The organism is Neobacillus cucumis, from assembly GCF_016908975.1.
In the GTDB taxonomy this organism is placed as follows: domain Bacteria; phylum Bacillota; class Bacilli; order Bacillales; family Cytobacillaceae; genus Neobacillus; species Neobacillus cucumis.
Genome location: NZ_JAFBEX010000008.1, coordinates 240650 through 264370, shown reverse-complemented (window position 1 = coordinate 264370; position 23721 = coordinate 240650). Strand labels below are relative to the sequence as shown.

The window sequence follows — 23721 nt, the reverse complement described above, 5'->3', positions numbered from 1 at the left end:
ATAAGATTACAAGTAATTATGGCTGTATTCCCAAACCTTAGTGTATGGAATTCCATGTTTAGTGTCAATTAATTTTTGTTTTCAAAACTAGAAGATAATCCCTGCTCGGTTATTATGGAATCAATCGAGGAAAACTACGTTAATAAACCCCTAATTAACCTTCATTTTGAGTTTTGATATATAATAAGGAATAAGGCTGGGCTGAAGTGATAAGTATTATTGACTTATTTACAATGAGAGTAGTATCTTAGAATAGGCTTTAAGATGAATGGATAACAGTCATTTAGGCTGTTTTGGAGGGATTTGTTTGATTACCATTCAAGAAACAGAAATAAAACAAAAGGGTCTATTAGGAATCAAGCGGGCACGGGAATTGAACCGGTCCATTTTGGTCAGTGAAGTTCATAAAATGGACAAGGCAAACCCCTTAACCCTCTTTCAGGTCGGAGGAGACCGTTATTATGGGGAACGCTTTTTTTGGAAAGACCCGACAAACGAAATGGTTCTTGTCGGACTAGGAATTTCAAAGCAAATTCAATCGGTTCAGGCTGCTGACCGCTTTTTTCATGTTGAAAAAGAGTGGAAAAATTTTTTAAAGGACAGTCTCATTTTTAATGAATACGAAGTGGATGGTGTTGGACCTCTTATGTTTGGTGGTTTTTCATTTGATCCTTTAAAAGAAAAAACTAAAACTTGGTCCAAATTTGCCGATTCTTTATTCCATATACCCAAATTTTTATTCACCATTGTTAACGGTGAAACATATTTAACAACCAATATTGTCATTACACCAAATGATGACCTGTTATTATATAGCAAGAGTATGGAAGAAAGAAATCAGTTGCTTCAATCATTAGAAAAAAGTCTTCAATTAGAAACTCCAGCATTAATTAAGACAATGGAAATCTCTCCTGACCAATGGAAACAGTCAGTTGACAGAGTAGTGAAAGAATTGTCAGAAGGACTTTTAAAGAAAGTAGTACTTGCCCGGGAGCTTAGACTGGTGTTTACCTCACAGGTAGAAGCAGAGGCGGTCCTTGAAAATTTATATATTCAACAGCCGGCAAGCTATATCTTTGCATTTGAGTCCCACGGCGATTGCTTTATAGGGGCATCTCCAGAGCGGCTAATCAAAAAGCAAGGGGCAGAGGTCTATTCTACCTGTTTAGCTGGCTCCATTTCTCGTGGCAATACGGAGGAAGAGGATCAGCAATTAGGACAAACGCTTTTAACTGATCCGAAAAATCTAATTGAACACGGGTTTGTGGTCGAGATGATTAAAGAAGCGTTAGAACAATCCTGTAAAGAAGTGATTCTCCCGAATAAACCGCAATTAATGAAAATGCGTGATATACAACATCTTTATACACCTGTAATTGGGAAATGCGGTCCAAACACATCCTTATTGTTGCTGGTTGAGAAGCTCCATCCTACACCTGCTCTTGGGGGACTACCCAAAACAGCTGCGATCGAAAAAATTAGAGAAGTAGAAGTATTAGACCGCGGACTATTTGGCGGACCGCTCGGATGGGTTGATTATCAACAGAATGGGGAATTCGCGGTGGCAATTCGTTCAGGATTGATTCAAGGAGATGAAGTATCCTTGTTTGCCGGATGTGGTGTAGTATCCGATTCGAATTCTGAAGAGGAATATATGGAAACAGCTTTAAAGTTTAGGCCAATGCTTCGGGCTCTTGGAGGAGAAAAATAATGAATCATCAAGAGGCACTTACTGCTTATATTGCAGCCTTTGTTACAGAACTTGTATTAACTGGTATTCGGGATGTAGTGGTCAGCCCTGGTTCTAGATCCACGCCGATGGCATTGATCATGGCTGAGCACCCTGATTTAAACGTTCATATCCATGTGGATGAGCGTTCAGCAGCCTTTTTTGGCTTAGGAATGGCTAAGTCTGCGAACAGACCTGTAGCCCTTTTATGCACATCTGGTACAGCGGCAGCCAATTATTATCCTGCGATTGTGGAGGCTAAATATTCCCGTGTACCACTGCTCGTTCTGACTGCCGACAGACCACATGAATTAAGAGAAGTAGGGGCTCCACAGGCTATTGACCAATTTCATTTGTATGGTCAACATGTTAAATGGTTTGCAGATATGGCTCTGCCAGAGAACAGCCAAGAAATGCTTCGCTATGCGAGAACAATTTGTGCTCGTGCCACAGCCATCGCTACACAGGCACCAGCAGGACCTGTACATTTGAACTTCCCATTTCGAGAACCACTCATTCCCAAAATGGACGAATATCTCTTTACACTTTCTGAACGAACAGAGGGTTACGTGAAGGTTCACAACGGAGATTTAGTTGTACAAGATCAAGTGTTTAAAGACATCGCGGATAAATTGAATGGGATCAAAAAGGGTATGATTGTTTGTGGGAATTTGGCAGATGAAAAATTTGCCCAAGCAGTTACAGGACTTGCAGCCAAATTAAACTATCCGATCTTAGCTGACCCGTTATCGCAATTAAGAAGCGGCACCCATGAAATGGATCATATTGTTGAAACCTATGATTCCTTTTTAAGGAATCAAGAGGCCAAATCTTTTTTAAAGCCTGATGTTATCATTCGATTTGGGGCGATGCCTGTTTCGAAAGCGTTAACTATCTTTCTAAAAGAAAATCATATGGCTGAGCAACTTGTTGTTGATGGTGGAGGCGGTTGGCGTGATCCTTCTGCTATTTCAACCAATATGATTTTTTGTAATGAAACGTACTTTTGTGAAAAATTATTATCTCATTTGAAAAAAAATTCCTCTTCTGCTTATCTTGAAAGTTGGAAGAAAATGAACGAACTGACAAAAGAAAATATGGCAGTTATTCGTGATGTAGTAGAATTAAGCGAAGCTAAGCTTTTTTATCAATTAGCAGAATTCCTCCCAGCTGAATCGACTCTATTTGTGGGAAACAGCATGCCAATCCGGGATTTGGATAGTTTCTTCATTAGCAATCAAAAATCGATTAAAGTAATGGCGAATCGTGGGGCAAACGGTATCGATGGTACCGTTTCGACGGCTATTGGTACAGCTGTTTATCGAAAGTCCGTCTATTTAGTTTTAGGGGATTTAACATTCTTCCATGATTTAAATGGTTTGATTGCAGCCAAGCTAATGGGAATTGATATTCATATTATTCTCGTTAACAATAATGGAGGCGGAATCTTCTCGTTTCTCCCGCAATCAGAGCATCCAAAGCATTTTGAACTTTTATTTGGAACCCCATTAAATATTGACTTTGAACATGCTGTTAAGATGTTTAATGGGCATTACACGAAAATAGCTAATTGGGACCAATTGGGAACATTATTAAGACAAAGCCATGATCAAAGCGGGATTCATGTTTATGAGATTCAGACAAATAGAGACAGAAACCGGGAGGAACATCGTGATTTCTGGCGTGCGGTTTCCCGGGAAATATCAAATCTTGTCAATGAGGGACAGGAATGATTGTCGCTCTCGATGGGGTAAAATATCATTTCGAAGTTTGTGGTGAAGGGTTTCCCCTTGTTTTATTGCATGGCTTTACAGGTGATTCAACCACTTGGGAACCTTTTGTGGAGCGGTGGAAGGGGCATTCGGAGTTAATAATCCCGGATATTATCGGACATGGTAAGAGTGACTCTCCTAAAGAGGTGAAATATTATCAAATCGAATCCATGGCCAACAATCTCAACCGCTTTCTTGATAGACAAGGTATTAATCAAATAGATTTACTTGGCTATTCAATGGGGGGCAGACTTGCCTTAACATTTGCTCTTGCTTTTCCAAACAGGGTTCGAAAGTTAATCTTGGAAAGTGCTTCACCAGGTCTTAAACTAGAGAGTGAAAGAGAACTTCGCCGTATGAACGATGCAAAACTTGCAAACTTTATAATAGACAATGGTATGGATTCATTTGTTGATTATTGGGAAAATATCCCCTTGTTTCAGACGATGAAGAGACTTCCAGCTTCACTGCAAGCTAAGGTAAGAGAACAGAGATTAAGGAATTCTCCTCAAGGGCTTGCGAATAGTTTACTTGGAATGGGAACCGGCTCACAGCCATCTTGGTGGGAAAAGCTTGACCAACTTAGCTGTGATGTTTTGCTGCTTACAGGCCAGGAGGATCAAAAATTTTGTCAAATTGCTGAAGTGATGGTGAAAAGTATCAACAAAGCAACCTGGATTGTGCTTGAAAATTGCGGTCATGCAATTCATGTGGAAGAACAAGAAAAGTTTGGTACAATAGTAAATGACTTTCTGAAATGATAAAAAAGTATAAATTTTGACTTTGAGAAATGTCTAGCTCCAGCGCCTAGCCCCTCGATGGTCATAAGCCACTCCCAAAATGAAGGCAAAAAGCGCCTTCTTTTTGGGAGCGTCTTATGCTTGTCGGGGCTGACCAAGGCGCTTGCGCTTTTCTACTAATCAATCATAAAGGGAGGAAATCATTTTGGCAGTAGAATGGATTCCAGGAAAAAAATATGAAGAAATCCTATATGAAACATATAATGGGATTGCAAAAATCACCATCAACCGTCCACATGTACATAATGCTTTTACACCAAAGACGGTCATGGAATTAATTGATGCTTTTGCATATGCACGTGATGATTCAAACATCGGTGTTATTGTATTAACAGGCGCTGGTGATAAAGCGTTTTGCTCCGGTGGAGACCAAAAGGTAAGAGGACATGGCGGATATGTGGGTGACGACCAAATCCCTCGTCTAAATGTGCTAGATCTTCAGCGGTTAATCCGTGTAATTCCAAAACCAGTTGTGGCGATGGTAAAAGGTTATGCTATTGGCGGTGGACATGTCTTACATATTGTTTGTGACTTAACCATTGCAGCTGATAATGCTGTTTTTGGCCAAACAGGTCCAAAAGTAGGAAGCTTTGATGCTGGTTATGGTTCCGGCTATTTAGCTAGAATTGTTGGTCACAAAAAGGCACGTGAAATCTGGTATTTATGCCGTCAGTATAATGCACAAGAAGCTTTGGATATGGGCTTGGTTAATACGGTCGTTCCATTAGAGCAAGTAGAAGATGAAACCATTCAGTGGTGTGAAGAAATGCTTGAGAAAAGTCCAACTGCTCTTCGGTTCTTAAAAGCTGCGTTTAATGCGGATACCGATGGCTTAGCTGGTATTCAACAATTTGCCGGTGATGCAACATTGCTTTACTATACAACGGATGAAGCAAAAGAAGGCCGCGATGCCTTTAAAGAAAAACGTAAACCAGACTTCGGTCAATTCCCTCGTTTTCCTTGATGAAAAGCGTTTTTCCATTACAGCTTGATGGTATATACCATCAGGCTGTTTTTATAATAAGAAAAGCGAAGCTAGATAAAATTCGATTAGAAAGGGTGACAACATGGATACACAAATGATGCCAAATTTTTTAATCAAACGTGCTTTTTTAACCCCGAACCGGACGGCCATCTATTTTCAAGACCAATCGCTCTCTTTTAAAGAGCTGTATGACCGTTCTATAGAGACCGCTGGAAGGCTGCAGGCATTTGGAATCAATAAGAATCATTTTGTTGGAGTTTTATTAAAAAATCATCTTGATACGGTAGTCATTCTATTTGCGCTGCAGTTATTAGGGGTAAAGGCAGTGATTTTAAATAACCGATTGACACCAGCAGAACTTGTTTGGCAATTAAAGGATTCAAAAGCTGCATTTCTCGTTCTTGAAGATTCCTTTAATGAAATCGAAAAAGTAATCAATCAAGAAATCGAACAGTTAACCACCATTACGAAGAAACAAATAGACCAAATAGAATCGACACTTCCTGTGATTCAAGAAGAAATCAGTCTCACTGATATTTGTACGATTATGTATACATCAGGCACAACCGGCAATCCCAAAGGGGTGATTCAGACGTATGGAAACCATTGGTGGAGTTCAACTGGTTCTGCCCTTAATCTTGGCACAATCGAAAGTGATTGCTGGCTCTGTTCGGTCCCCCTTTTTCATATTAGTGGTTATTCCATCCTGATGCGAAGTGTTATTTACGGGATGCCCATTGTTCTCCATGAAAAATTTGATGTTGAAAGAACAATCAAAGATATTACTCTTAATAGAGTCACGATCATGTCAGTAGTAGGTACCATGCTGACACAAATTGTCGAGAGACTTGAGGAAAGAAGGCTGCCAGGCTTATTCCGTTGTATGCTGTTAGGCGGTGGTCCTGCACCCTTACCATTATTAGAGGCATGTGTGAAAAAAGATATACCTGTCTTTCAAACATACGGAATGACCGAAACCTCCTCGCAAATCGTTACCCTTTCTCCCGAAGACAGTATACGAAAACTTGGTTCAGCCGGTAAACCGTTATTTCCTTCCCAGGTTAAGATTGAGCTTGAACCGGGCGTGATGGCAGCAACAGGTATAGCTGGTGAAATTGTCGCCAAAGGTCCAAATGTGACTCCAGGCTATTTGAACCGTCCACAAGTAACCGAAGACAAGATCCGCGATGGTTGGTTTTATACAGGAGATATTGGTTATATAGATGAAGAAGGATTTCTGTATGTTATGGATCGAAGAAGTGACCTCATCATTTCCGGTGGTGAAAATATCTATCCTGCCGAAATTGAAGCGGTGTTATTAGCCCATCCAGATGTAATGGAAGCGGGTGTTACCGGGATAGACGATCCAAAATGGGGGCAGGTGCCTGTTGCTTTTATTGTTAAAAAGGAATGTAGAACTTTATCTGGTGAGGAATTACAGCAATTCTGTACGGAACGTCTTGCTAAATACAAAGTACCGAAGGCAGTTTATTTTACATATAATCTGCCAAGAAACGCTGCCAAAAAATTGCTCCGCAGAAAACTAAGAGAGTGGGTGGAAGGGAATGAACATTGCTCGAATTGAGCTCTATATCATTCAAATGCCCTTAAAGTCTCCTTTTTTAACCCATTTAGGAGCCGTTGAAAGCCGTGAAGGAATTATTGTAAAGGTGACCGATAAAGCTGGTCTCTTTGGGTATGGAGAAGGGGTAGCCTTTTCCACTCCTTGGTATACAGAAGAGACGGTTAAGACTAGTTTACATATACTAAAGGATGTTTTAATTCCATTAATAAAAGAACATCCGATTAAGCGGCCTGAAGAGGCTGCACAGCTTTTTCAAGCCATTCGAAGGAACAATATGGCAAAATCAGCCTTAGAAACAGCATTATGGGATTTGTACGCCAAACAAGAATCGTCACCCTTAGCCAAAATTTTAGGCGGTACTCGTGCTAAGATTGCATCGGGGGTAGTAGTGGCTACGGATTCTACAGCAAAAGCGCTGCAGCAAATTGAGCAATATTTAGTGGAGGGCTACCAGCGGATAAAGGTGAAAATTAATCCTAAACAAGATTATTCCTTTCTTGCCGAAATCCGCAAGCTGTATCCCGAGCTTCCGATTATGGTTGATGCTAATTCCGCTTATACATTAAATGACATTGATCGCCTAAAGGCATTAGATGAATTGAATTTGCTTATGATCGAACAGCCGCTTGCACATGACGATATCATCGATCATGCCATACTCCAAAAAGAAATCAGAACGCCTATTTGTTTGGATGAAAGTATTGTAACCTTTGAGGATGCGAAGAAGGCGATTGAACTTGGCAGTTGTCAGGTCATTAATATTAAAGTCGGTCGAGTGGGCGGGCTTTTTGAGGCAAAACGCATTCATGATTATTGTATGAGTAAGGATATTCCTGTTTGGTGCGGCGGGATGATTGAATTTGGAATCTCCAGGGCCCATAATATTGCACTCGCATCACTGCAAGGTTTCACCATTCCGAGTGATATCTCTGCATCCTCTCGTTTTTGGGAGGAGGATATAATTCTGCCAGAGGTACAGGTAAATAAGGGATATGTTCAGGTACCAAATACCCCGGGGATTGGATTTAGCCTTAATGAAAAAAGGCTGCAAGAAGCGTTATTGTCAAAGAAGACATTTCCATTTTAAATAGGAAGAGGTGAATCAGACATCTGATTCACCTTTTATGCTTGTCCAGCTTTCAGCGCATAGCTCCGACAAGGCGCATACCCTTTTCTTACTTAACTTAACTGATGTGAGGGTTCAAATGTCTTACAATCGGTTTCTCTGCTATTATCAGCTGTTTCCCCTGTATGGCTGACAACGTAAATTTGCTCAGCACTACATCTATTGCCACTCGCCCAAAATGTACAGTTATTGACTTCGCATAAAACATCTTTTGCCATTTTGTATCACCACTCCTTAATAATTAGGATACAAAAATAGCTTTTGATAATATTCAAACAAATATCCTTGCCAGATTTGAGCATTATTTTTTGCCCAATTTGAGTTGTCTTAAGTATCGTTTATCATTCATAAACAGACTCCAGAAATAGATAAAACCGGGAAACAAAATCGCAAATCCCACAATATAGGTAATAAAAATGGCTCGAAAAGAATTCGGGTCAGTAAAGGCAGAGTGAATGGTCACTTCAGGGTAAACAATGTAGGGAAGATGTGCCTTCCCATATACATAACTTGCAAGTAAATATTGAATTGTAATGGCAATCACCGATAAACGGGGGATGCCTTTTGTCTTTGTTTTGGCAGAGGGAAGTAATAAACCTAATCCACCCACTAGGAAACAGGCAAGTGATAAATAAAGAAATGGAAGGTCATCCATCATTTTATTGTATATCCAAACGGCTTCATATTTTAAGGTGATCATAATCAAAAATGCCATTAGTAATGAGATCGGTCCAATAAACAGGGCGTCTCGTCGGTAGATACGGTATGCTTCAAACTCCTCCGAAGCTTTGGAATAGTCCGCTAACAATAAAGAGGAAAGAAAAAGTGTACTTGTAATCGCAAAACCGAAAAACGCATATTCATTCGGGCTGCTAAAAAGTCCAGCTAAATCTAATGATTGCCGGTTACCTAAGAAGTGGACATAGTTTCCATGCGTAATCGGCAGAACACTTATTAATAATCCAGGAATTAAAATACCGCAGATACCCGATATATAGGTGAGTGGTTTTTTATATTCATCGGCGATATGTGAAAAGACTAGAAACGCACTTCGTACCGAAAGTAATAACAGAATGAGACTCCCTGGGATTAATAAAATCGTTCCAAGCGTGTAGGCTCCCTTGGGAAACATACTATATACTGCTACTACTAAGGCGACAATAAAGGTGTTGGTTACCTCCCATGTTGGCGAGAGGTACCGATTGGCAATGTTCGTCGCAGTCGTTTTTTTTCGATTAATATAAAACATCGACCAAAACCCTGCCCCAAAATCCATTGTTGCCATAACAGCATAGATAAAAACAAATCCCCATAACACTGTTACTGCAAGATAAGCATCCAGCATGTTTGTTCCACCTCTTTAAGAATTTGAACTAAAAAGGGGTACCCCTTTTTGATCAGCACGGTTAAGGTCATCCACAACAGTATTCTTTTTAAAATAATAGCGCAATACAAATAGGACTGATAAAGCGAGGATGACATAAACAAATGCGAATAAAGCAAATAAGATCCCAAGATTCGTTGCCGTTGTAGCAGAATCTGCCGTGGACAGAATCCGATAAATGGTCCATGGCTGTCTCCCCGTACAGGCAAAAATCCAGCCGAATTCAATGCCTAAAACGGCTAATGGACCGGATGCCACATACAGCCACATCAACCATTTTGGAAACGCATCTTTTTTAAAGAATTTTTTTAACGCGAGCCCTAGGAAGGAAATTAGGATTAACAGAGATCCGACACCAACCATCGCATTAAATAGTGTATGAATAAACAGCGGCGGCCAATATTGTTCTGGATAGTCGTTCAGACCTTTCACAACGGTATCAAACCTGTTTCCCGCTAAAAAGCTTAAAGCCCAGGGAATTTCGATTCCCCATTTTACTTCTTGGGTGGCTTTATCAGTAAAACCGCCAATCGTTAAAGGGGCATGGGATTGTGTTTCAAATAGCCCTTCTGCAGCTGCAAGTTTTTCCGGTTGATATTTATGTAGGTATTGAGCTGACTCATGACCATTAAGAGCGGTTAATAAGGAAAATACTCCGCCTATCACTAAACTTAACAACAATGCTTTTTGATGGAATTTATAAACCCTTGAAGAGTTTTTAGCTTTTAACATTTTATAGGCAGATACGGTGGCGACGATAAATGCTCCAGTGGTATAAGCAGACAATGCTACATGTCCGGCAGTTACAAAAAAGCTTGGATTAAAAAAGGCAGCCCAAGGATCGATATCGACAATTTTTCCGTTAACGATATCAAAACCGGCGGGTGTTCCCTCAAAGGCATGGACATTAGTAATTAAGACGGCGGAGCCCATTGCCCCTATGGCGACGAGAACAAGGCTTGCAATCCTCATCCATGGTGCAATTCTTTCCGCAGCATAAACATAAATGGACATAAAAAGGGCTTCAATAAAAAAGGCATAAATCTCAATTTGAAATGGCAACGGCATTACCCTGCCAATGACTTCCATAAAACCTGGCCACAGCAATGATAATTGTACTCCTGCAATGGTTCCAGTTGGAATTCCAACCCCCAACAGGACAGCGAAGGCCTTTGTCCATCTTTTGGCCATTACCACATATTCAATATCTTTTGTTTTTTGATAGAGAATTTCAGCTGTCAAAATCATGAATGGCAGACCAACGCCGATGGTCGCAAAAATAATATGAAAACCCATGGTCGTTCCAAATAGACTTCTTGCAATAACTAAATCACTCATATAAATCTTCCTTTCTCAACAGACACATATGGTTTTATTGTCTGCAGGGAAGGGATTCCTATGTAATATAAAAAAAATTTGCCTAAATGCAAGTATAATATTTGTTTCATGCAAGGCATATTATGTATGCTTAATAGGAAAGGATGGGATTAAAAATGACAAAAATTTTAAATGAAATCTTAGATTTTAACCAGCAATTCGTAGAAAATCACGAATATGAAAAGTATGAAACAACCAAATTCCCTAACAAAAAGATGGTCATTCTTACTTGTATGGATACACGTCTCTTGGAATTGCTGCCTAAAGCGTTGAACTTGGGTAATGGGGATGCCAAGATTGTTAAGGATGCAGGTGCTCTGGTGTCACATCCATTTGGAAGTGTAATGCGGAGTATTTTAGTTGCTTTATATCAATTAAAAGCACAAGAAGTCTTGGTTATAGCCCACTACGATTGTGGGATGAGCGGAATGAAAGCAGAACCTGTGATTGAAAGCATGAAAGAAAGAGGAATATCGGAAGAAACATTCAAAACCCTTACATATTCCGGAATTGATATTGAATCATGGCTGCGTGGATTTGAAAGTGTAACTGACAGTGTCAAACACAGTGTGGATATGATCAAAAATCATCCACTAATGCCAAACGATGTTCCAGTACACGGTTTGGTTATTGACCCTAAAACAGGCAAGCTTGATTTAATTGTCGACGGATATAAGGATTAAGATTTGGGCTGTTTTTTATCAGGTACAGGATCTACCCCACCTGGATGAAAAGGATGGCATTTTGCTATCCGCTTAATCGTTAGCCAGCCGCCTTTGATGGCACCAAAGCGTTGAATTGCCTCTAGTCCATATTGCGAACATGTTGGATAAAAGCGGCAGGTTGGCGGTTTGATAGGTGATATCACGACCTGATAAAAACGAATAAGCAATAGAAAGATTTTTTTTAGCATACGTTTCTCCTTTTGAATACAGTGTTCATACGTACAACATACCATAAATAGAAATAATCGTCTAAATTGTTAAATGCAATTATGTTGATGAATAAGATCGGAATTTATAGTATGATGGAGAGAGAAAGAAAAGGGAGTGAATGATATGCCTTCAGTAGAAAGCTTTGATTTAGATCATAATGCTGTTAAAGCCCCATTTGTGAGACACTGTGGTGTTCATAAAGTAGGCAGTGACGGTATTGTTAATAAATATGATATCCGTTTTTGCCAACCCAATAAGCAGGCAATGAAACCAGATGCGATCCATACATTGGAGCATTTACTTGCCTTTAATATCCGCAAGCATTCCGAAAAGTATGACCACTTTGATATCATTGATATTTCACCAATGGGCTGTCAAACAGGTTATTATTTGGTCGTAAGCGGCGAACCAACCGTAGAAGAAATTATCGACCTTCTCGAAGATACAATGAAAGATGCTGTTGAAATTGTTGAGATTCCTGCTGCAAATGAAAGACAATGCGGCCAGGCAAAACTCCACGATTTAGAAGGGGCTAAACGCTTAATGCGTTTCTGGCTTGACCACAGCAAAGAAGAATTAAAACAAGTATTTGCGTAAGATAAAAAAATTCCTATTCACAATGAATAGGAATTTTTTTATCCCTTATTTTCATCTTCTTTTTTCTGTTTCTCTTCTGAATCCATATAGGGATTATTATCCAACGAATCCACCGTATGTTTATAAGAATACGCTTTTGAAGTGGTTGTAACTGCGAGCAATAAAATAACCATCACAATAATAATCCCTACCACTATGACCGTAAACATAATTCATTCCCCCCTCTTCCATTCAATTGTAACATGATTAAAGGAACCGTTTTGAAAAAACACAAAAAAAGGAAGCGCTTCCGCTTCCGGGTGTCAGGTATTATGTAATAATCAATGTATATTCCTAGGATAATAAGTATGTGTACGGTGCTGACCATACTCTTCTTGAGCAAATTTACCTTTTAAGCTTTCAATCAGATAAAGTCCCATTAAATCATAAAGCTCTTGTTTATCCATCTCTTGAATTAAGGCAAGCAAGTCTTCATGTGACATTTCTTCTAAAAAAGCAAAAGTCAACATATCGATATCTTCTTCATCACCGGTTAATTTGTTTCGATACATTGCATACAATTCATCAACTAATTTCATTTTTACCACCTCCTATTCCGGTTTTGATTTGATTAGACGAGAAAAGAATATACTTATTGAATACCCATAAAAGTAGAAAATCATCCCTGTCTGTTAAAAAATGAATTGACTGAAAAGTCTGTTTTCTTGTTTGTATGTATATTATATAAGATTACCCGCTAAAAAATGAGTCGAAATGTGAAAAAGAATAAAAATTTCTCTATTTGCACATTACTAAACAGTAAAAGGGGTTGAAGTAATGGATGAACAGAAGAAATCCTACTATATAGATGTAGGGACCGGTCATATTTCCAGTAATGCTTCAAGTTCCACTTGGAGCTACAAAATTGAAGCAACAGACGAGGAAATTTCCCAATTAAGAGAGCTGTTTAATCAAAATTATTCCACTGAATGGCAAAACTTTTTTAGAGCCCATGTCCCTTTTGTTCAATATCATTACGACAGGGAGAATGACACCTACGATAGTACGATCCAACAAGTATACGGTATTATTTATAAACTTGGAGACCAAGAGGCGAAAAGCCATATCGAAAGCATGAACATTCTGCCAAAAAATCAATAAATTACTTTGATGAGAATCCAGGAGTTTAAGGATTCTCCTTTTTTATATATAATTATAGCATGAAAGTAAATTTGGGGCGGTTAAAGATGAATGAATTTCTCGATTATTATGGAAATAAAATTGAACTTGCTTTTAGTCCTGACGCATTTAATATGAAGGCTATGCATGTATTGGTGATTTGCCAATACAAAAATTGCTGGCTATTAACCAAGCATAAACTTCGAGGTCTAGAATTCCCAGGTGGAAAAGTAGAAAGTGGCGAAACACTTGAAGAGGCAGCGAGAAGAGAGGTCTTTGAAGAAACAGGGGCGGTTCTTTCCGACCTTCAATTTATTGCCGAATACAAAGTCAACGACACCAAAGGTGCTTTTGCTAAAGCCGTCTTTTGGGGAAAGGTGGACAAGGTAGAGAAGACCCAAACCTACTTTGAAACAAATGGACCAGTCAAAGTTGAGGGAGACCTTTTGCAGCTCCGCTTTGCTGAAGAATATAGCTTTATCATGAAAGACCAAGTGATTGAGGAATGTCTAAGATATATAAATAAAAAAAATAGCAGAAGTTAGGCTATCTGCTATTCTTTTATTAATTTTTTTTCCAATAAATCCACCAATTGATACATGACCGTGGCAAAAACAGCGATTACCAATAGCGATAAAAACACCAGCGTAAAATTAAATACTTGGAATCCATAAATAATCATGTAGCCAAGCCCTTTAGTGGAAACTAGAAATTCCCCAACGATTACCCCAACCCAGGAAAGACCCACATTCACCTTTAATGTCGAGATAATAGCTGGAAAGCTTGCTGGCATAATGGCTTCCTTAAAGCATTGAAGGCGTGTGGCCCCAAAGGTTTGCAGGACCTTTAAATAGTTAGGGTCCACTTCTTTAAAAGATGTATACACGACGATAGCGGTAATAATAACAGAAATAATTACGCCATTGGCAATAATGGAGGTATAGCCAGGACTAAGGGCAACGATAATAACAGGTCCCAAAGCGACTTTCGGCATGGCATTAAAAATTACTAGATAGGGATCTAAGATTTTAGAAAGCATGGGTGACCACCAGAGAATTGCTGCGATGATTACGCCGAGTACGGTGCTGACAATAAAGCCAATCACCGTTTCCAGTAAAGTGGCACCTAAGTTGGTTAGCAATGAGCCATCTTGAATCTTTTCAAGACATAAGTTCCAAATTTTTGATGGTGAACTAAAAAGGAGCGGATCAATCCACTGCATCCGGCTTAAAAATTCCCAACTAAAGAGTAAGAGTAGAAATATAACTAATTGATAAAAACGCACCCAGCTCTTTTGGACCTTTAAAGATTTGAGATACTGTTTATGGAGGAGTTCTATGTCATTCCTTTTTGGGCTCAAGAGACTCCAACTCCTTCCATATCGTTTGAAAGATACCTTGAAAGGCTTCATGATTTCTCGCTTCAAAAGGTGAAAGCTTCTGTAGTTCTTTCGGTATCTCGAAGATTTTGTGGATTTTTCCAGGCTTTGCTGAAAATAAAAAGATGCGATCGCTCATCGCAATAGCTTCGCCAATATCATGGGTAACTAAGATGGCTGTTTTTCCGAACTCATCTAATGTTTGAGAGACTAAATCTTCGAGCTTTAGCTTCGTTTGATAATCGAGAGCTGAGAACGGTTCGTCAAGCATCAAAAGTTTCGGCTCTGTCGCCAGTGTTCGAACAAGAGCAACCCGTTGTCTCATTCCGCCCGACAATTGTTTTGGAAGCTGTTTTTCCACTCCTTTTAAGCCGATTTGCTCCAATAAGTCCAGTGCGGCTGTTTTGGTATTTTCATTGAGCTGTTTCGATAGTTTAAGGCCTAATAAGATATTTTCTTCAATGGTTTTCCAAGGAAACAAATAATCCTGCTGCAGCATATAGCCGATTTCATTTTTAGAGGTAGAAACCGGTTTGTTTTCTAAAAGAACAGTCCCTTGGGTTGGTTTCAGCAGGCTGGAAATGATGGAGAGCAAAGTTGTCTTTCCACAGCCACTTGGGCCGAGGAAGGAGACAAACTCCCCTTCCTCAACGGTTAGTGAAATATCGGAGAGGGCCGTGGTGACAGAGGCTTTGGTGAAATAAGTGTGATGAATATCTTGAACCTTCAAGAAGCTCATGATACCGGCCTCCCTTTCCTTTTTTATTTTTTCATAATGCCTTCGGCCACTGATGTATTTACAAGCGTTTTATGGTCTACTTCTTTTGGAAGTTCACCTGCTTCTTTCATGATATTTTGCAGATTGTTCCACTCTTCTTCATCTAAAATAGGATCTGTTGCATAGGAACCTTGGCTCTTGTAGCGGTCGACAACGGTTTTCATAATTTCAAAATCGGTATCTGGGAAATACGGTTGGACTGCTTTAGCGATTTCCTCGGCACTGTGTGTTTGTACCCATTGCTGTGCTTTGTAAATTGCTCTAGTGAATTTTTCAACGGTGGCTTTATTTTCTTTCATATAGCTTTGTTTTGCCATAAAGGTTGTATAAGGAACATGCCCAGATTCCTTACCGAACGAGGCGACAATATAGCCCTTGCCTTCTTTTTCAAAGATGCTGGCAGTCGGTTCGAATAATTGCACGAAATCACCTGTGCCGGAAGAAAACGCATTGGCGATATTGGCAAAATCAACATTCTGAATTAAAGTGAGGTCTTGATGCGGGTCAATCCCATGTTTTTTTAACACAAATTCACCAACCATTTGTGGCATGCCGCCTTTGCGCTGACCAAGGAAGGTTTTGCCTTTTAATAAATCCCAAGAGAAGTTGTCAATCTTATTCCTTGCAACAAGGAACGTACCATCTGTCTGCGTGAGTTGGGCAAAATTGATGACTGGGTCATTGGACCCTTGAGCATAAACATAAATCGATGTCTCCGAGCCAACAAGAGCAATATCAGCGGCGCCTGAAATTAAGGTTGTCATCGTTTTATCACCGCCAGGAGTGGTGGTTAAGGTGACATCTAATCCCTCATCCTTGAAAAATCCTTTCGCAAGGGCGACATATTGTGGAGCATAAAATAGTGACCGTGTCACTTCAGCAATCCGAACTTTTACTACTTTAGTTGTTTTCGGCTCCGAACTCGAGCTGTTATTGCAAGCAGCTAATGAAATCATCAGTATGCTAATAAGAAGTAAGGCGTAACTACCTTTCAACCATTTTTTCAACATGAGGCCCCCCTTAATACCTTTTCATAAATCTGGGCTAATTGCCTATGATATGGTATGTAGGGGAGAAAAATGTGTGAATGCCCAGTGACGATTTATTTAAAAAAGAAAAGACAAAAGGATGGACTTTTAGATGGACATCAATAATGGCACGATTTTAGAAATCATTCGGTTTCCTTCTCCCAATCCCCGTGTTGAATTAAAAGTCATAACGTATCTATCTGGTGGATTAAAAGTAAAGGGGATGCTTGCCGAACCGATTCAGGATGGAAACTTCGACGGGTTTCTCTATTTAAGAGGCGGCATAAAAAACGTCGGAAAAGTAAGACCGGCAAGGATTGCCCAATTTGCCTCAGAGGGATTTATTGTTTTTGCCCCGTTCTATCGTGGGAACCAAGGTGGACAAGGAAATGAAGATTTCGCTGGAGAAGATAGGGAAGATGCCTATGCTGCTTTTCAAGTGTTAAAATCACTTCCAAGGGTTCGCGATATTCATATTTTTGGTTTTTCTCGCGGAGGAGTAATGGCCTTATGGGCAGGAATACAATTCCCGGAGGCTGCTTCTGTTGTTACTTGGGGTGGTGTCAGTGATATGACGCTTACATATAAGGAACGCAAAGATTTACGGAGAATGATGAAAAGGGTGATTGGCGGAACACCTGAGAAGTATCCAGACCGCTACAAAGAGAGAACGGCATTATATGCCTTGGAAAAAATGAAAGCACCCGTCTTAATCATTCATGGTGTAAAGGACCTTAATGTGACAATCGAGCATGCTTACCGCCTTGAAAGAAGGCTGAGGTCGTTAGACAAACCAGTAGAGTGCTGGTACTTTGAAGAGGTTACGCATTATTTTCCTCCGAGCCTTAATAGAAATGTCGTCCATGATTTAGCAAAGTGGATGAAAAATCAAACCAAAAGATGATAAAATAAAGGTAATAAAAGTGGAGGGGCGGATGTACATGGGTATGCCACTAGAGTTAAATACTTTAATTGTGACCAAAGGCAGGGAGCATAGGCTAGAGGAAAATCTTTTTGAGCTTGTTAAAGAAGGATACCGACTATACCCTATTGAAATTCCGATTGATGTCAGAAAAACACTTGACAGTGATTCAAATGGTACAGCGTTAATTAAGAAAGTGGAATGGCAAAAAAACACCACAACCATAACCTATCAATTAGTGTCCTTAAATTCTACGAATTAAACGATTATAAGTAATAATAAAGACATACAAAAGCCCCATATCTTTTTTGATATGGGGCTTTGCGTATAATTTGCCTGTTGATTTCCGCTCCAGGCGCTCGCTTTCCGCGGGCGCCTTCCGCTCCAATCAACTTGTTTTTTTATCTAAATTAAATAATAGGTCCGCCTTTATGTTCGATATCAGCTGAAACATCTTGGAACTTTTTAAAGTTTTCACGGAATTTTGCTGCTAGTGCCTTGGCTTTTTCCTCGTAGTCCTGCGCATCTGCCCATGTTTGACTAGGCTGTAGAACCTCATCAGGAACACCTGCAATATGAATTGGTATATTTAGCCCGAAAATTTTATCTTTGACTGTCTCTATTTGGTTTAATTCCCCTTCTATGGCTGCTTGGACCATTGCTCGAGTATAGGATAACTTCATTCTATTGCCAATTCCATATCCTCCTCCAGTCCAGCCCGTATTGACTAAGAAGACATTAGCATCATGCTCAAGGATTTTATCACCTAGCATTTCCGCATAACGTGTCGCAGGCAGCGGAAGGAATGGTGCCCCAAAGCAAGTAGAGAACGTTGCTTCTGGAGAGGTGATCCCGCGCTCGGTTCCGGCCAGTTTAGAGGTATATCCGCTTAAGAAATGATACATAGCTTGTTCTTTGGTTAATTTAGCAATCGGAGGTAACACACCAAAGGCATCTGCTGTTAAAAAGACAATGGTATTAGGGTGGCCGGCAATACTTGGCTTAATAATATTATCAATTGCCTCAATCGGATAGGCAGCCCTTGTATTTTCTGTCAGGGAACCATCATTATAATCAGGGGTTCTTGAATCAATATTTAGAACGACATTCTCAAGAACGGTACCAAACCGAATCGCATCATAAATTTGCGGCTCTTTGTCACGAGAAAGATTGATACACTTTGCATAACATCCACCTTCAATATTAAAGACGCCATTGGATGACCAGCCATGCTCATCGTCTCCGATTAGGCGGCGATTCGGGTCGGCAGAAAGAGTGGTTTTTCCTGTACCGGACAATCCGAAGAATAAGGCCACATCTCCCTCAATGCCAACATTTGCCGAACAGTGCATGGAGAAAATATTATTTTCAGGTAGTAAATAGTTCATCACAGAAAAAATTGATTTCTTCATTTCTCCTGCATATTCAGTACCACCGATTAGAACGATTCTTTGTTCAAAAGAGATGATAATAAAAGTTTCCGATTTCGTTCCGTCAAGGACGGGATCAGCTTTAAAGTTGGGAGCTGAGATTATAGTGAACCCGGCATCATGGGTGAATAATTCTTCTTCTGTCGGGCGGATAAATAACTGTTGGGCAAAGAGATTATGCCAGGCATATTCATTGATGACTTGAATCGGCAAGCGAGATTTTGGATCCGCTCCAGCAAATCCTTTAAAAACAAACATTTCTTTTTGTTGTCTAAGGTATTCAACCACTTTTTGATACAAACCGGTAAACGCTTCTCTAGTAATGGGCTGATTGGTAGGGCCCCATGCAATTTTATTTTTAGTAGACTCCTCCATCACAATAAATTTATCTTGAGGCGATCGTCCGGTGTATTTACCAGTTGAAACACAGACAGCACCCGTAGAGGTGAGAGAACCTTCGTTTCTTTCTAAAACCTTCTCGACGAGTTGGGGAACAGATAGTTGAAATTGGACATGACTTTCTTGTAACAATTCTTTTAAATCATTAGGAATATGAACAGAATTCATTGACCGAAACCTTCCTTTATCCATGTTTATTTGTTAAATAGTATAACACATTTATTTAAATAATCTATACTATTATTTAAAATTATGTGAATATTTTTAAATTAAGCTACTTAAAGGGAATCAAGGGGCTGTCTAATGAATTCAACAGAAAGGAGAAATTTACTCAAAAGAGGAAAAATTTGAACTAAATTCATTGACATTGTTGAAGCGAGTAGGTTATGATTTACCCTTGAACGGATACTCTCTTATCCCGAGCTGGTGGAGGGACAGGCCCTATGAAACCCAGCAACCTGCAAACGAAACACGGATTAATTTTGATCTGGACATTTTCGGGCAAAGGTGCTAAACCTGAAGCAAGGCTTGGCCTTGAACGATAAGAGTGAAAGGCACGCAGAAATTTGCTATCAACCTTTCCTCATATGATGGAAAGGTTTTTTGTATTTTACGTGCGATTACTACATAATTCTACTTTTTATTCCATCGTATAAACTTCAAGGGGACGATTAGAGGAAAATGAGGTGGGCAGGCAACAAGGCTCTTCCATATTTCTATAATAATAATCCCATGTTTATTTCATACTACTAGGGAATGAGTTCCGTATCAATCGAGGTTAAAGGGCTGTTTATAGTCATACAGCAAACCTCACTTTATTTCATATAAGGAGGAATTCAGATTGTCGACAAAACGTCGTTTGTTTACTTCTGAATCAGTAACTGAAGGTCATCCTGATAAGATTTGTGACCAGATTTCTGATTCCATTTTAGATGCTATTTTAGCTAAAGATGCTAATGCCCGTGTTGCCGCTGAAACTTCGGTAACAACCGGATTAGTTCTTGTAGCAGGAGAGATTACCACTTCCACGTATGTAGATATTCCTAAGATTGTTCGTGAAACAATTAAAGGGATTGGTTATAATCGTGCTAAATATGGTTTTGACTCTGAAACTTGTGCGGTCTTAACTTCCATTGATGAACAATCAGCAGATATTGCAATGGGGGTTAACCAAGCGCTTGAAGCTCGTGAAGGTCAAATGTCAGAGGAAGAAATTGAAGCGATTGGTGCAGGCGACCAAGGGTTAATGTTTGGATTTGCATGTAATGAAACAAAAGAGCTAATGCCACTTCCTATTTCTCTTGCACATAAACTTGCACGCCGTTTAACGGAAGTACGGAAAGAGGATATTTTACCTTACTTGCGTCCGGATGGGAAAACCCAAGTTACAGTTGAATACGATGAGAATGATAAACCAGTTCGGATTGATACGATTGTTATTTCAACCCAGCATCATCCTGAAATCGCCTTGGAGCAAATTCAGAGAAACGTAAAAGAATTTGTCATCAATCCTGTTGTTCCAAAGGAATTAATCGATGAGAATACAAAGTATTTCATTAATCCAACAGGCCGGTTCGTTATTGGCGGACCACAAGGCGATGCAGGGTTAACAGGTCGGAAAATCATTGTGGATACCTACGGTGGTTATGCTCGTCACGGTGGAGGAGCATTCTCCGGTAAGGATCCTACCAAAGTGGACCGTTCAGCTGCCTACGCGGCTCGTTATGTAGCGAAGAATATTGTCGCTGCAGGGCTGGCTGAAAAGTGTGAAGTTCAACTTGCCTATGCGATCGGAGTAGCAAGACCCGTTTCGATCTCGATTGATACGTTTGGAACAGGCAAGTTAACAGAAGATGCTTTAGTTGGTTTAGTTGAACAAAACTTTGATTTACGTCCTGCTGGCATCATTAAAATGCTTGATCTACGCCGCCCAATCTATAAGAAAACGGCTGCTTATGGTCATTTCGGACGCACAGATGTGGACCTTCCATGGGAACGGACCGACAAGGCCGAAACTTTAAAAGAGCAGGCCAACGTATAAGTAAAAAGGGAGTTGCATGTAAAATGTAACTCTCTTTTCTGTTTACTTAGGTAAAAAGAAGTGAAAAATGAAGGATAGCTTGGCTATGAAGTTTAAAAGTGATAAACTTTGATGAGTGTCTAGCTACAGCGACCAGAAGGCTTCGCACATCCCCCTACGATAAGTCAACACGAAAAAGCTTCCGCTCTTCGTGTTTCCTTTATCTCAGTCGATGTGCTCCAGTCCTGTCGTGCGCTTTACGGTCGCTTCCGCTTTTAATTTTTCCTGATGTTCACAGTGCCATTTTTTTTATAATAGTGTTAGTATAAGAGAGATGTTTTTTTAGAAGACGTTTAATATGAATTGGAGTAGGTGAGGTACATAATGTGTGGTTTTATCGGTTGTGTACACGACAAAACACAAAACTATAGTGATGAACAAAAACAACTTTTTAAAAATATGAATGATTTAATTACCCATCGCGGACCGGATGATGATGGTTTTTATTATGATGATCATATCCAATTTGGCTTTCGTCGTTTAAGCATTATCGATATTGAAAGTGGACATCAGCCGCTAACGTACGAAAACGAGCGTTATTGGATTATTTTTAATGGTGAAATTTATAATTATCTTGAACTTCGTGAAGAGCTGTTAAAGGAAGGTCTATCCTTTGCCACTCATTCTGATACAGAAGTCATCATTGCCCTTTATAGTCATCTTAAGGAAAAAGCAGTAGAAAAGCTGCGCGGAATGTTCGGTTTTGTTATTTGGGATAAGCAGGAACAAACTCTTTATGGGGCACGTGATCCGTTTGGAATTAAACCTTTCTTTTATTTAGAAGATGGGGAGCGGACTTTCTTTGCTTCCGAGAAAAAGAGCATTTTGCTGGCTTTAGAGAATGATGTACTTAACTATGATGCTTTACAGCATTATTTGACCTATCAATTTGTTCCTGAACCAGACACGCTTTCAGTGGGAATTAAAAAGCTTGAGCCGGGTCATTATTTTACCAAAAAAATCGGTTCCCCAATGATCATGAAAAAGTATTGGAAGGCCCATTTTAAGCCTGTTCAAAAAACAGAAGCAGATTTTACGAAAGAAATTCGCGATATTTTATTTGATTCTGTTGAAAAACATATGCGCAGTGACGTTCCGGTAGGGTCATTCCTATCCGGTGGAATTGATTCTTCTATCATTGCATCAATTGCGAAAGAATTTCATCCTGCGATTAAAACATTCTCTGTTGGTTTTGAACACAATGGGTTCAGTGAAATTGATGTGGCAAAAGAAACAGCTGAAAAATTGGGTGTTGAAAATATCAGCTATGTCATCACACCTGAAGAATATATGAATGAAATACCAAAGATCATGTGGCATATGGATGATCCGATGGCTGATCCAGCCTGTGTTCCGCTTTATTTTGTAGCAAGGGAAGCACGTAAACACGTGACCGTTGTTTTATCGGGTGAAGGTGCGGATGAATTGTTTGGTGGCTATAATATCTACCGGGAGCCGCAGTCCTTAGAGGTATTTAATAAAATTCCAAGAGTAGGTAAAGTGTTACTTAGAGGAATTGCCGGGATGATGCCTGAGGGAATGAAAGGTAAAAGTTTTATTGAGCGTGGCGTTACCCCTATGGAAGAACGTTATATCGGAAATGCCAAGATGTTCACTGAAATGGAGAAGCGTGATTTATTAAATGTTTACCGTGAAGGTTTAGATTATACCGATGTTACAAAGCCGCTATATCAAGAGTCAAGAGGGTATGACCCAGTGGACCGGATGCAGTATATTGATATCCACACTTGGATGCGGGGAGATATACTACTGAAAGCTGATCGGATGACCATGGCTCATTCACTAGAACTAAGGGTACCATTCCTAGATAAAGAAGTGTTTGAAGTAGCTTCCAAAATTCCAACTAGCCTAAAAACAGCCAATGGTACAACCAAGTATATTTTACGTAAAGCAGCTGAAGGCGTAGTGCCTGAGCATGTGCTCAACCGGAAGAAGCTCGGATTCCCTGTACCGATTCGCCATTGGTTAAAAAATGAAATGAATGAATGGGCTAAAAAGATTATTCGTGAGAGTAATACGGATCATCTCATCAATAAATCCTATGTCTTGGGCTTACTGGAAGATCATTGTCAAGGTAAAGCTGATAACAGCCGGAAAATCTGGACCGTACTGATGTTTATGGTTTGGCATCAGATCTATGTAGAAAATGTCTATTCTTTTCAACGTGATTATGCCTTGCAAAAAGAATTTCAATCATTAAAGCATTAATAAAAAAGCACCCAAAATTTTTGGGTGCT

General features: G+C 39.7%; 24 protein-coding genes and 1 riboswitch. Of the genes, 14 read left to right on the top strand and 10 right to left on the bottom strand.

What is annotated here, in order from left to right:
* Nucleotides 1-307 precede the first annotated feature (307 nt).
* The 6 genes from JOC76_RS13040 (at nucleotide 308) to menC (ending at nucleotide 7958) form a co-directional block, all read left to right on the top strand.
* Nucleotides 308-1711 carry an isochorismate synthase gene (locus tag JOC76_RS13040; RefSeq protein WP_205178194.1) on the top strand — a complete coding sequence of 468 codons (1404 nt, stop codon included), beginning with the start codon at nucleotides 308-310 and terminating at the stop codon, nucleotides 1709-1711.
* Entirely contained in the window at nucleotides 1711-3462 is a 1752-nt protein-coding gene (gene menD, locus JOC76_RS13035) for a 2-succinyl-5-enolpyruvyl-6-hydroxy-3-cyclohexene-1-carboxylic-acid synthase (RefSeq protein ID WP_205178193.1), read from the top strand. Before JOC76_RS13040 ends, menD begins: the two co-directional genes overlap by 1 nt.
* Nucleotides 3459-4262 carry a 2-succinyl-6-hydroxy-2,4-cyclohexadiene-1-carboxylate synthase gene (menH, locus tag JOC76_RS13030; RefSeq protein ID WP_205178192.1) on the top strand — a complete coding sequence of 268 codons (804 nt, stop codon included), beginning with the start codon at nucleotides 3459-3461 and terminating at the stop codon, nucleotides 4260-4262. The genes menD and menH overlap by 4 nt, the downstream gene beginning before the upstream one ends.
* Before the next feature lie 184 nt (nucleotides 4263-4446).
* Nucleotides 4447-5265, top strand: a complete 819-nt coding sequence (menB, locus tag JOC76_RS13025; RefSeq protein WP_205178191.1) for a 1,4-dihydroxy-2-naphthoyl-CoA synthase — start codon at nucleotides 4447-4449, stop codon at nucleotides 5263-5265.
* 103 nt (nucleotides 5266-5368) lie between these two features.
* Nucleotides 5369-6871, top strand: a complete 1503-nt coding sequence (locus JOC76_RS13020; RefSeq protein ID WP_205178190.1) for an o-succinylbenzoate--CoA ligase — start codon at nucleotides 5369-5371, stop codon at nucleotides 6869-6871.
* Nucleotides 6852-7958 carry an o-succinylbenzoate synthase gene (gene menC / locus JOC76_RS13015; RefSeq protein WP_205178189.1) on the top strand — a complete coding sequence of 369 codons (1107 nt, stop codon included), beginning with the start codon at nucleotides 6852-6854 and terminating at the stop codon, nucleotides 7956-7958. The genes JOC76_RS13020 and menC overlap by 20 nt, the downstream gene beginning before the upstream one ends.
* Before the next feature lie 92 nt (nucleotides 7959-8050).
* Here menC and JOC76_RS13010 read toward each other — a convergent pair whose 3' ends face one another.
* The 3 genes from JOC76_RS13010 to JOC76_RS13000 all read right to left on the bottom strand — a co-directional run bounded on the left by JOC76_RS13010 (nucleotide 8051) and on the right by JOC76_RS13000 (nucleotide 10719).
* On the bottom strand, nucleotides 8051-8215 hold the full coding sequence (locus tag JOC76_RS13010; protein ID WP_205178188.1) for a DUF1540 domain-containing protein: 165 nt from the start codon (nucleotides 8213-8215) through the stop codon (nucleotides 8051-8053).
* An 83-nt stretch (nucleotides 8216-8298) separates the two neighbouring features.
* Nucleotides 8299-9342, bottom strand: a complete 1044-nt coding sequence (locus JOC76_RS13005; protein ID WP_205178186.1) for a cytochrome d ubiquinol oxidase subunit II — start codon at nucleotides 9340-9342, stop codon at nucleotides 8299-8301.
* Between the two features lie 15 nt (nucleotides 9343-9357).
* On the bottom strand, nucleotides 9358-10719 hold the full coding sequence (locus JOC76_RS13000; RefSeq protein ID WP_205178184.1) for a cytochrome ubiquinol oxidase subunit I: 1362 nt from the start codon (nucleotides 10717-10719) through the stop codon (nucleotides 9358-9360).
* Between the two features lie 155 nt (nucleotides 10720-10874).
* On the opposite strand from JOC76_RS13000, the gene JOC76_RS12995 reads away from it, so the two are divergent.
* Nucleotides 10875-11441 (top strand): beta-class carbonic anhydrase, encoded by a 567-nt coding sequence (locus JOC76_RS12995; RefSeq protein WP_205178182.1) that lies wholly within the window; start codon nucleotides 10875-10877, stop codon nucleotides 11439-11441.
* Here the strand turns inward: JOC76_RS12995 and yidD are convergent.
* A complete protein-coding gene (gene yidD, locus JOC76_RS12990; protein WP_205178180.1) occupies nucleotides 11438-11671 on the bottom strand; it encodes a membrane protein insertion efficiency factor YidD in 234 nt (77 codons plus the stop codon). The two genes, JOC76_RS12995 and yidD, sit on opposite strands and share 4 nt — an antisense overlap.
* Before the next feature lie 145 nt (nucleotides 11672-11816).
* On the opposite strand from yidD, the gene JOC76_RS12985 reads away from it, so the two are divergent.
* Nucleotides 11817-12290 carry an S-ribosylhomocysteine lyase gene (locus tag JOC76_RS12985; protein WP_205178178.1) on the top strand — a complete coding sequence of 158 codons (474 nt, stop codon included), beginning with the start codon at nucleotides 11817-11819 and terminating at the stop codon, nucleotides 12288-12290.
* A 38-nt stretch (nucleotides 12291-12328) separates the two neighbouring features.
* Here the strand turns inward: JOC76_RS12985 and ytzI are convergent, their stop codons facing one another.
* The gene (gene ytzI / locus JOC76_RS12980; RefSeq protein ID WP_205178176.1) at nucleotides 12329-12499 is read right to left on the bottom strand and encodes a YtzI protein; all 171 of its coding nucleotides are present in this window, start codon (nucleotides 12497-12499) and stop codon (nucleotides 12329-12331) included.
* A gap of 111 nt (nucleotides 12500-12610) precedes the next feature.
* On the bottom strand, nucleotides 12611-12868 hold the full coding sequence (locus tag JOC76_RS12975; RefSeq protein ID WP_098531965.1) for a DUF6154 family protein: 258 nt from the start codon (nucleotides 12866-12868) through the stop codon (nucleotides 12611-12613).
* Between the two features lie 238 nt (nucleotides 12869-13106).
* Here JOC76_RS12975 and JOC76_RS12970 point away from each other — a divergent pair, with 238 nt between their 5' ends.
* Together JOC76_RS12970 and ytkD are read left to right on the top strand one after the other, a co-directional pair.
* Nucleotides 13107-13430, top strand: a complete 324-nt coding sequence (locus JOC76_RS12970) for a hydrolase (protein WP_205178174.1) — start codon at nucleotides 13107-13109, stop codon at nucleotides 13428-13430.
* Between the two features lie 86 nt (nucleotides 13431-13516).
* Complete coding sequence (gene ytkD, locus JOC76_RS12965) at nucleotides 13517-13993, top strand: RNA deprotection pyrophosphohydrolase (RefSeq protein WP_205178172.1); 477 nt, start codon at nucleotides 13517-13519, stop codon at nucleotides 13991-13993.
* An 8-nt stretch (nucleotides 13994-14001) separates the two neighbouring features.
* On the opposite strand, the gene JOC76_RS12960 is transcribed toward ytkD, so the two are convergent.
* The 3 genes from JOC76_RS12960 to JOC76_RS12950 are packed head-to-tail and all read right to left on the bottom strand — an operon-like array spanning nucleotide 14002 to nucleotide 16614.
* The gene (locus JOC76_RS12960) at nucleotides 14002-14808 is read right to left on the bottom strand and encodes an ABC transporter permease (RefSeq protein WP_239557708.1); all 807 of its coding nucleotides are present in this window, start codon (nucleotides 14806-14808) and stop codon (nucleotides 14002-14004) included.
* The gene (locus tag JOC76_RS12955) at nucleotides 14789-15565 is read right to left on the bottom strand and encodes an ABC transporter ATP-binding protein (protein WP_205178168.1); all 777 of its coding nucleotides are present in this window, start codon (nucleotides 15563-15565) and stop codon (nucleotides 14789-14791) included. Before JOC76_RS12955 ends, JOC76_RS12960 begins: the two co-directional genes overlap by 20 nt.
* Before the next feature lie 23 nt (nucleotides 15566-15588).
* Nucleotides 15589-16614: an ABC transporter substrate-binding protein gene (locus tag JOC76_RS12950; protein ID WP_205178166.1), complete on the bottom strand. Its 1026-nt coding sequence runs from the start codon at nucleotides 16612-16614 to the stop codon at nucleotides 15589-15591.
* A gap of 130 nt (nucleotides 16615-16744) precedes the next feature.
* Between JOC76_RS12950 and JOC76_RS12945 the strand changes: the two genes are divergently transcribed.
* Together JOC76_RS12945 and JOC76_RS12940 are read left to right on the top strand one after the other, a co-directional pair.
* On the top strand, nucleotides 16745-17536 hold the full coding sequence (locus JOC76_RS12945; RefSeq protein WP_205178165.1) for an alpha/beta hydrolase family protein: 792 nt from the start codon (nucleotides 16745-16747) through the stop codon (nucleotides 17534-17536).
* A gap of 37 nt (nucleotides 17537-17573) precedes the next feature.
* Nucleotides 17574-17816 (top strand): DUF2584 domain-containing protein, encoded by a 243-nt coding sequence (locus JOC76_RS12940; protein ID WP_205178164.1) that lies wholly within the window; start codon nucleotides 17574-17576, stop codon nucleotides 17814-17816.
* A 148-nt stretch (nucleotides 17817-17964) separates the two neighbouring features.
* Here JOC76_RS12940 and pckA read toward each other — a convergent pair whose 3' ends face one another.
* Nucleotides 17965-19551 carry a phosphoenolpyruvate carboxykinase (ATP) gene (gene pckA / locus JOC76_RS12935; protein ID WP_205178163.1) on the bottom strand — a complete coding sequence of 529 codons (1587 nt, stop codon included), beginning with the start codon at nucleotides 19549-19551 and terminating at the stop codon, nucleotides 17965-17967.
* A 242-nt stretch (nucleotides 19552-19793) separates the two neighbouring features.
* A riboswitch (SAM riboswitch) is annotated at nucleotides 19794-19931 on the top strand.
* Nucleotides 19932-20224: 293 nt separating this feature from the next.
* Between pckA and metK the strand changes: the two genes are divergently transcribed.
* Both metK and asnB read left to right on the top strand, forming a co-directional pair.
* Nucleotides 20225-21424, top strand: a complete 1200-nt coding sequence (gene metK / locus JOC76_RS12930) for a methionine adenosyltransferase (RefSeq protein ID WP_205178162.1) — start codon at nucleotides 20225-20227, stop codon at nucleotides 21422-21424.
* 363 nt (nucleotides 21425-21787) lie between these two features.
* Nucleotides 21788-23692, top strand: coding sequence for an asparagine synthase (glutamine-hydrolyzing) (gene asnB / locus JOC76_RS12925; protein ID WP_205178161.1), 1905 nt, complete (start codon nucleotides 21788-21790; stop codon nucleotides 23690-23692).
* The last annotated feature ends 29 nt before the right edge of the window (nucleotides 23693-23721 follow it).

Bases quoted from the DNA above. Each gene is read 5' to 3' on its own strand.
- menD (WP_205178193.1), top strand. From the start codon at position 1,711: ATGAATCATCAAGAGGCACTTACTGCTTATATTGCAGCCTTTGTTACA.
- menH (WP_205178192.1), top strand. From the start codon at position 3,459: ATGATTGTCGCTCTCGATGGGGTAAAATATCATTTCGAAGTTTGTGGT.
- JOC76_RS13020 (WP_205178190.1), top strand. From the start codon at position 5,369: ATGGATACACAAATGATGCCAAATTTTTTAATCAAACGTGCTTTTTTA.
- menC (WP_205178189.1), top strand. From the start codon at position 6,852: ATGAACATTGCTCGAATTGAGCTCTATATCATTCAAATGCCCTTAAAG.
- JOC76_RS13010 (WP_205178188.1), bottom strand. From the start codon at position 8,215: ATGGCAAAAGATGTTTTATGCGAAGTCAATAACTGTACATTTTGGGCG.
- JOC76_RS13005 (WP_205178186.1), bottom strand. From the start codon at position 9,342: ATGCTGGATGCTTATCTTGCAGTAACAGTGTTATGGGGATTTGTTTTT.
- JOC76_RS13000 (WP_205178184.1), bottom strand. From the start codon at position 10,719: ATGAGTGATTTAGTTATTGCAAGAAGTCTATTTGGAACGACCATGGGT.
- JOC76_RS12995 (WP_205178182.1), top strand. From the start codon at position 10,875: ATGACAAAAATTTTAAATGAAATCTTAGATTTTAACCAGCAATTCGTA.
- yidD (WP_205178180.1), bottom strand. From the start codon at position 11,671: ATGCTAAAAAAAATCTTTCTATTGCTTATTCGTTTTTATCAGGTCGTG.
- JOC76_RS12985 (WP_205178178.1), top strand. From the start codon at position 11,817: ATGCCTTCAGTAGAAAGCTTTGATTTAGATCATAATGCTGTTAAAGCC.
- ytzI (WP_205178176.1), bottom strand. From the start codon at position 12,499: ATGTTTACGGTCATAGTGGTAGGGATTATTATTGTGATGGTTATTTTA.
- JOC76_RS12975 (WP_098531965.1), bottom strand. From the start codon at position 12,868: ATGAAATTAGTTGATGAATTGTATGCAATGTATCGAAACAAATTAACC.
- JOC76_RS12970 (WP_205178174.1), top strand. From the start codon at position 13,107: ATGGATGAACAGAAGAAATCCTACTATATAGATGTAGGGACCGGTCAT.
- ytkD (WP_205178172.1), top strand. From the start codon at position 13,517: ATGAATGAATTTCTCGATTATTATGGAAATAAAATTGAACTTGCTTTT.
- JOC76_RS12955 (WP_205178168.1), bottom strand. From the start codon at position 15,565: ATGAGCTTCTTGAAGGTTCAAGATATTCATCACACTTATTTCACCAAA.
- JOC76_RS12950 (WP_205178166.1), bottom strand. From the start codon at position 16,614: ATGTTGAAAAAATGGTTGAAAGGTAGTTACGCCTTACTTCTTATTAGC.
- JOC76_RS12945 (WP_205178165.1), top strand. From the start codon at position 16,745: ATGGACATCAATAATGGCACGATTTTAGAAATCATTCGGTTTCCTTCT.
- JOC76_RS12940 (WP_205178164.1), top strand. From the start codon at position 17,574: ATGGGTATGCCACTAGAGTTAAATACTTTAATTGTGACCAAAGGCAGG.
- pckA (WP_205178163.1), bottom strand. From the start codon at position 19,551: ATGAATTCTGTTCATATTCCTAATGATTTAAAAGAATTGTTACAAGAA.
- asnB (WP_205178161.1), top strand. From the start codon at position 21,788: ATGTGTGGTTTTATCGGTTGTGTACACGACAAAACACAAAACTATAGT.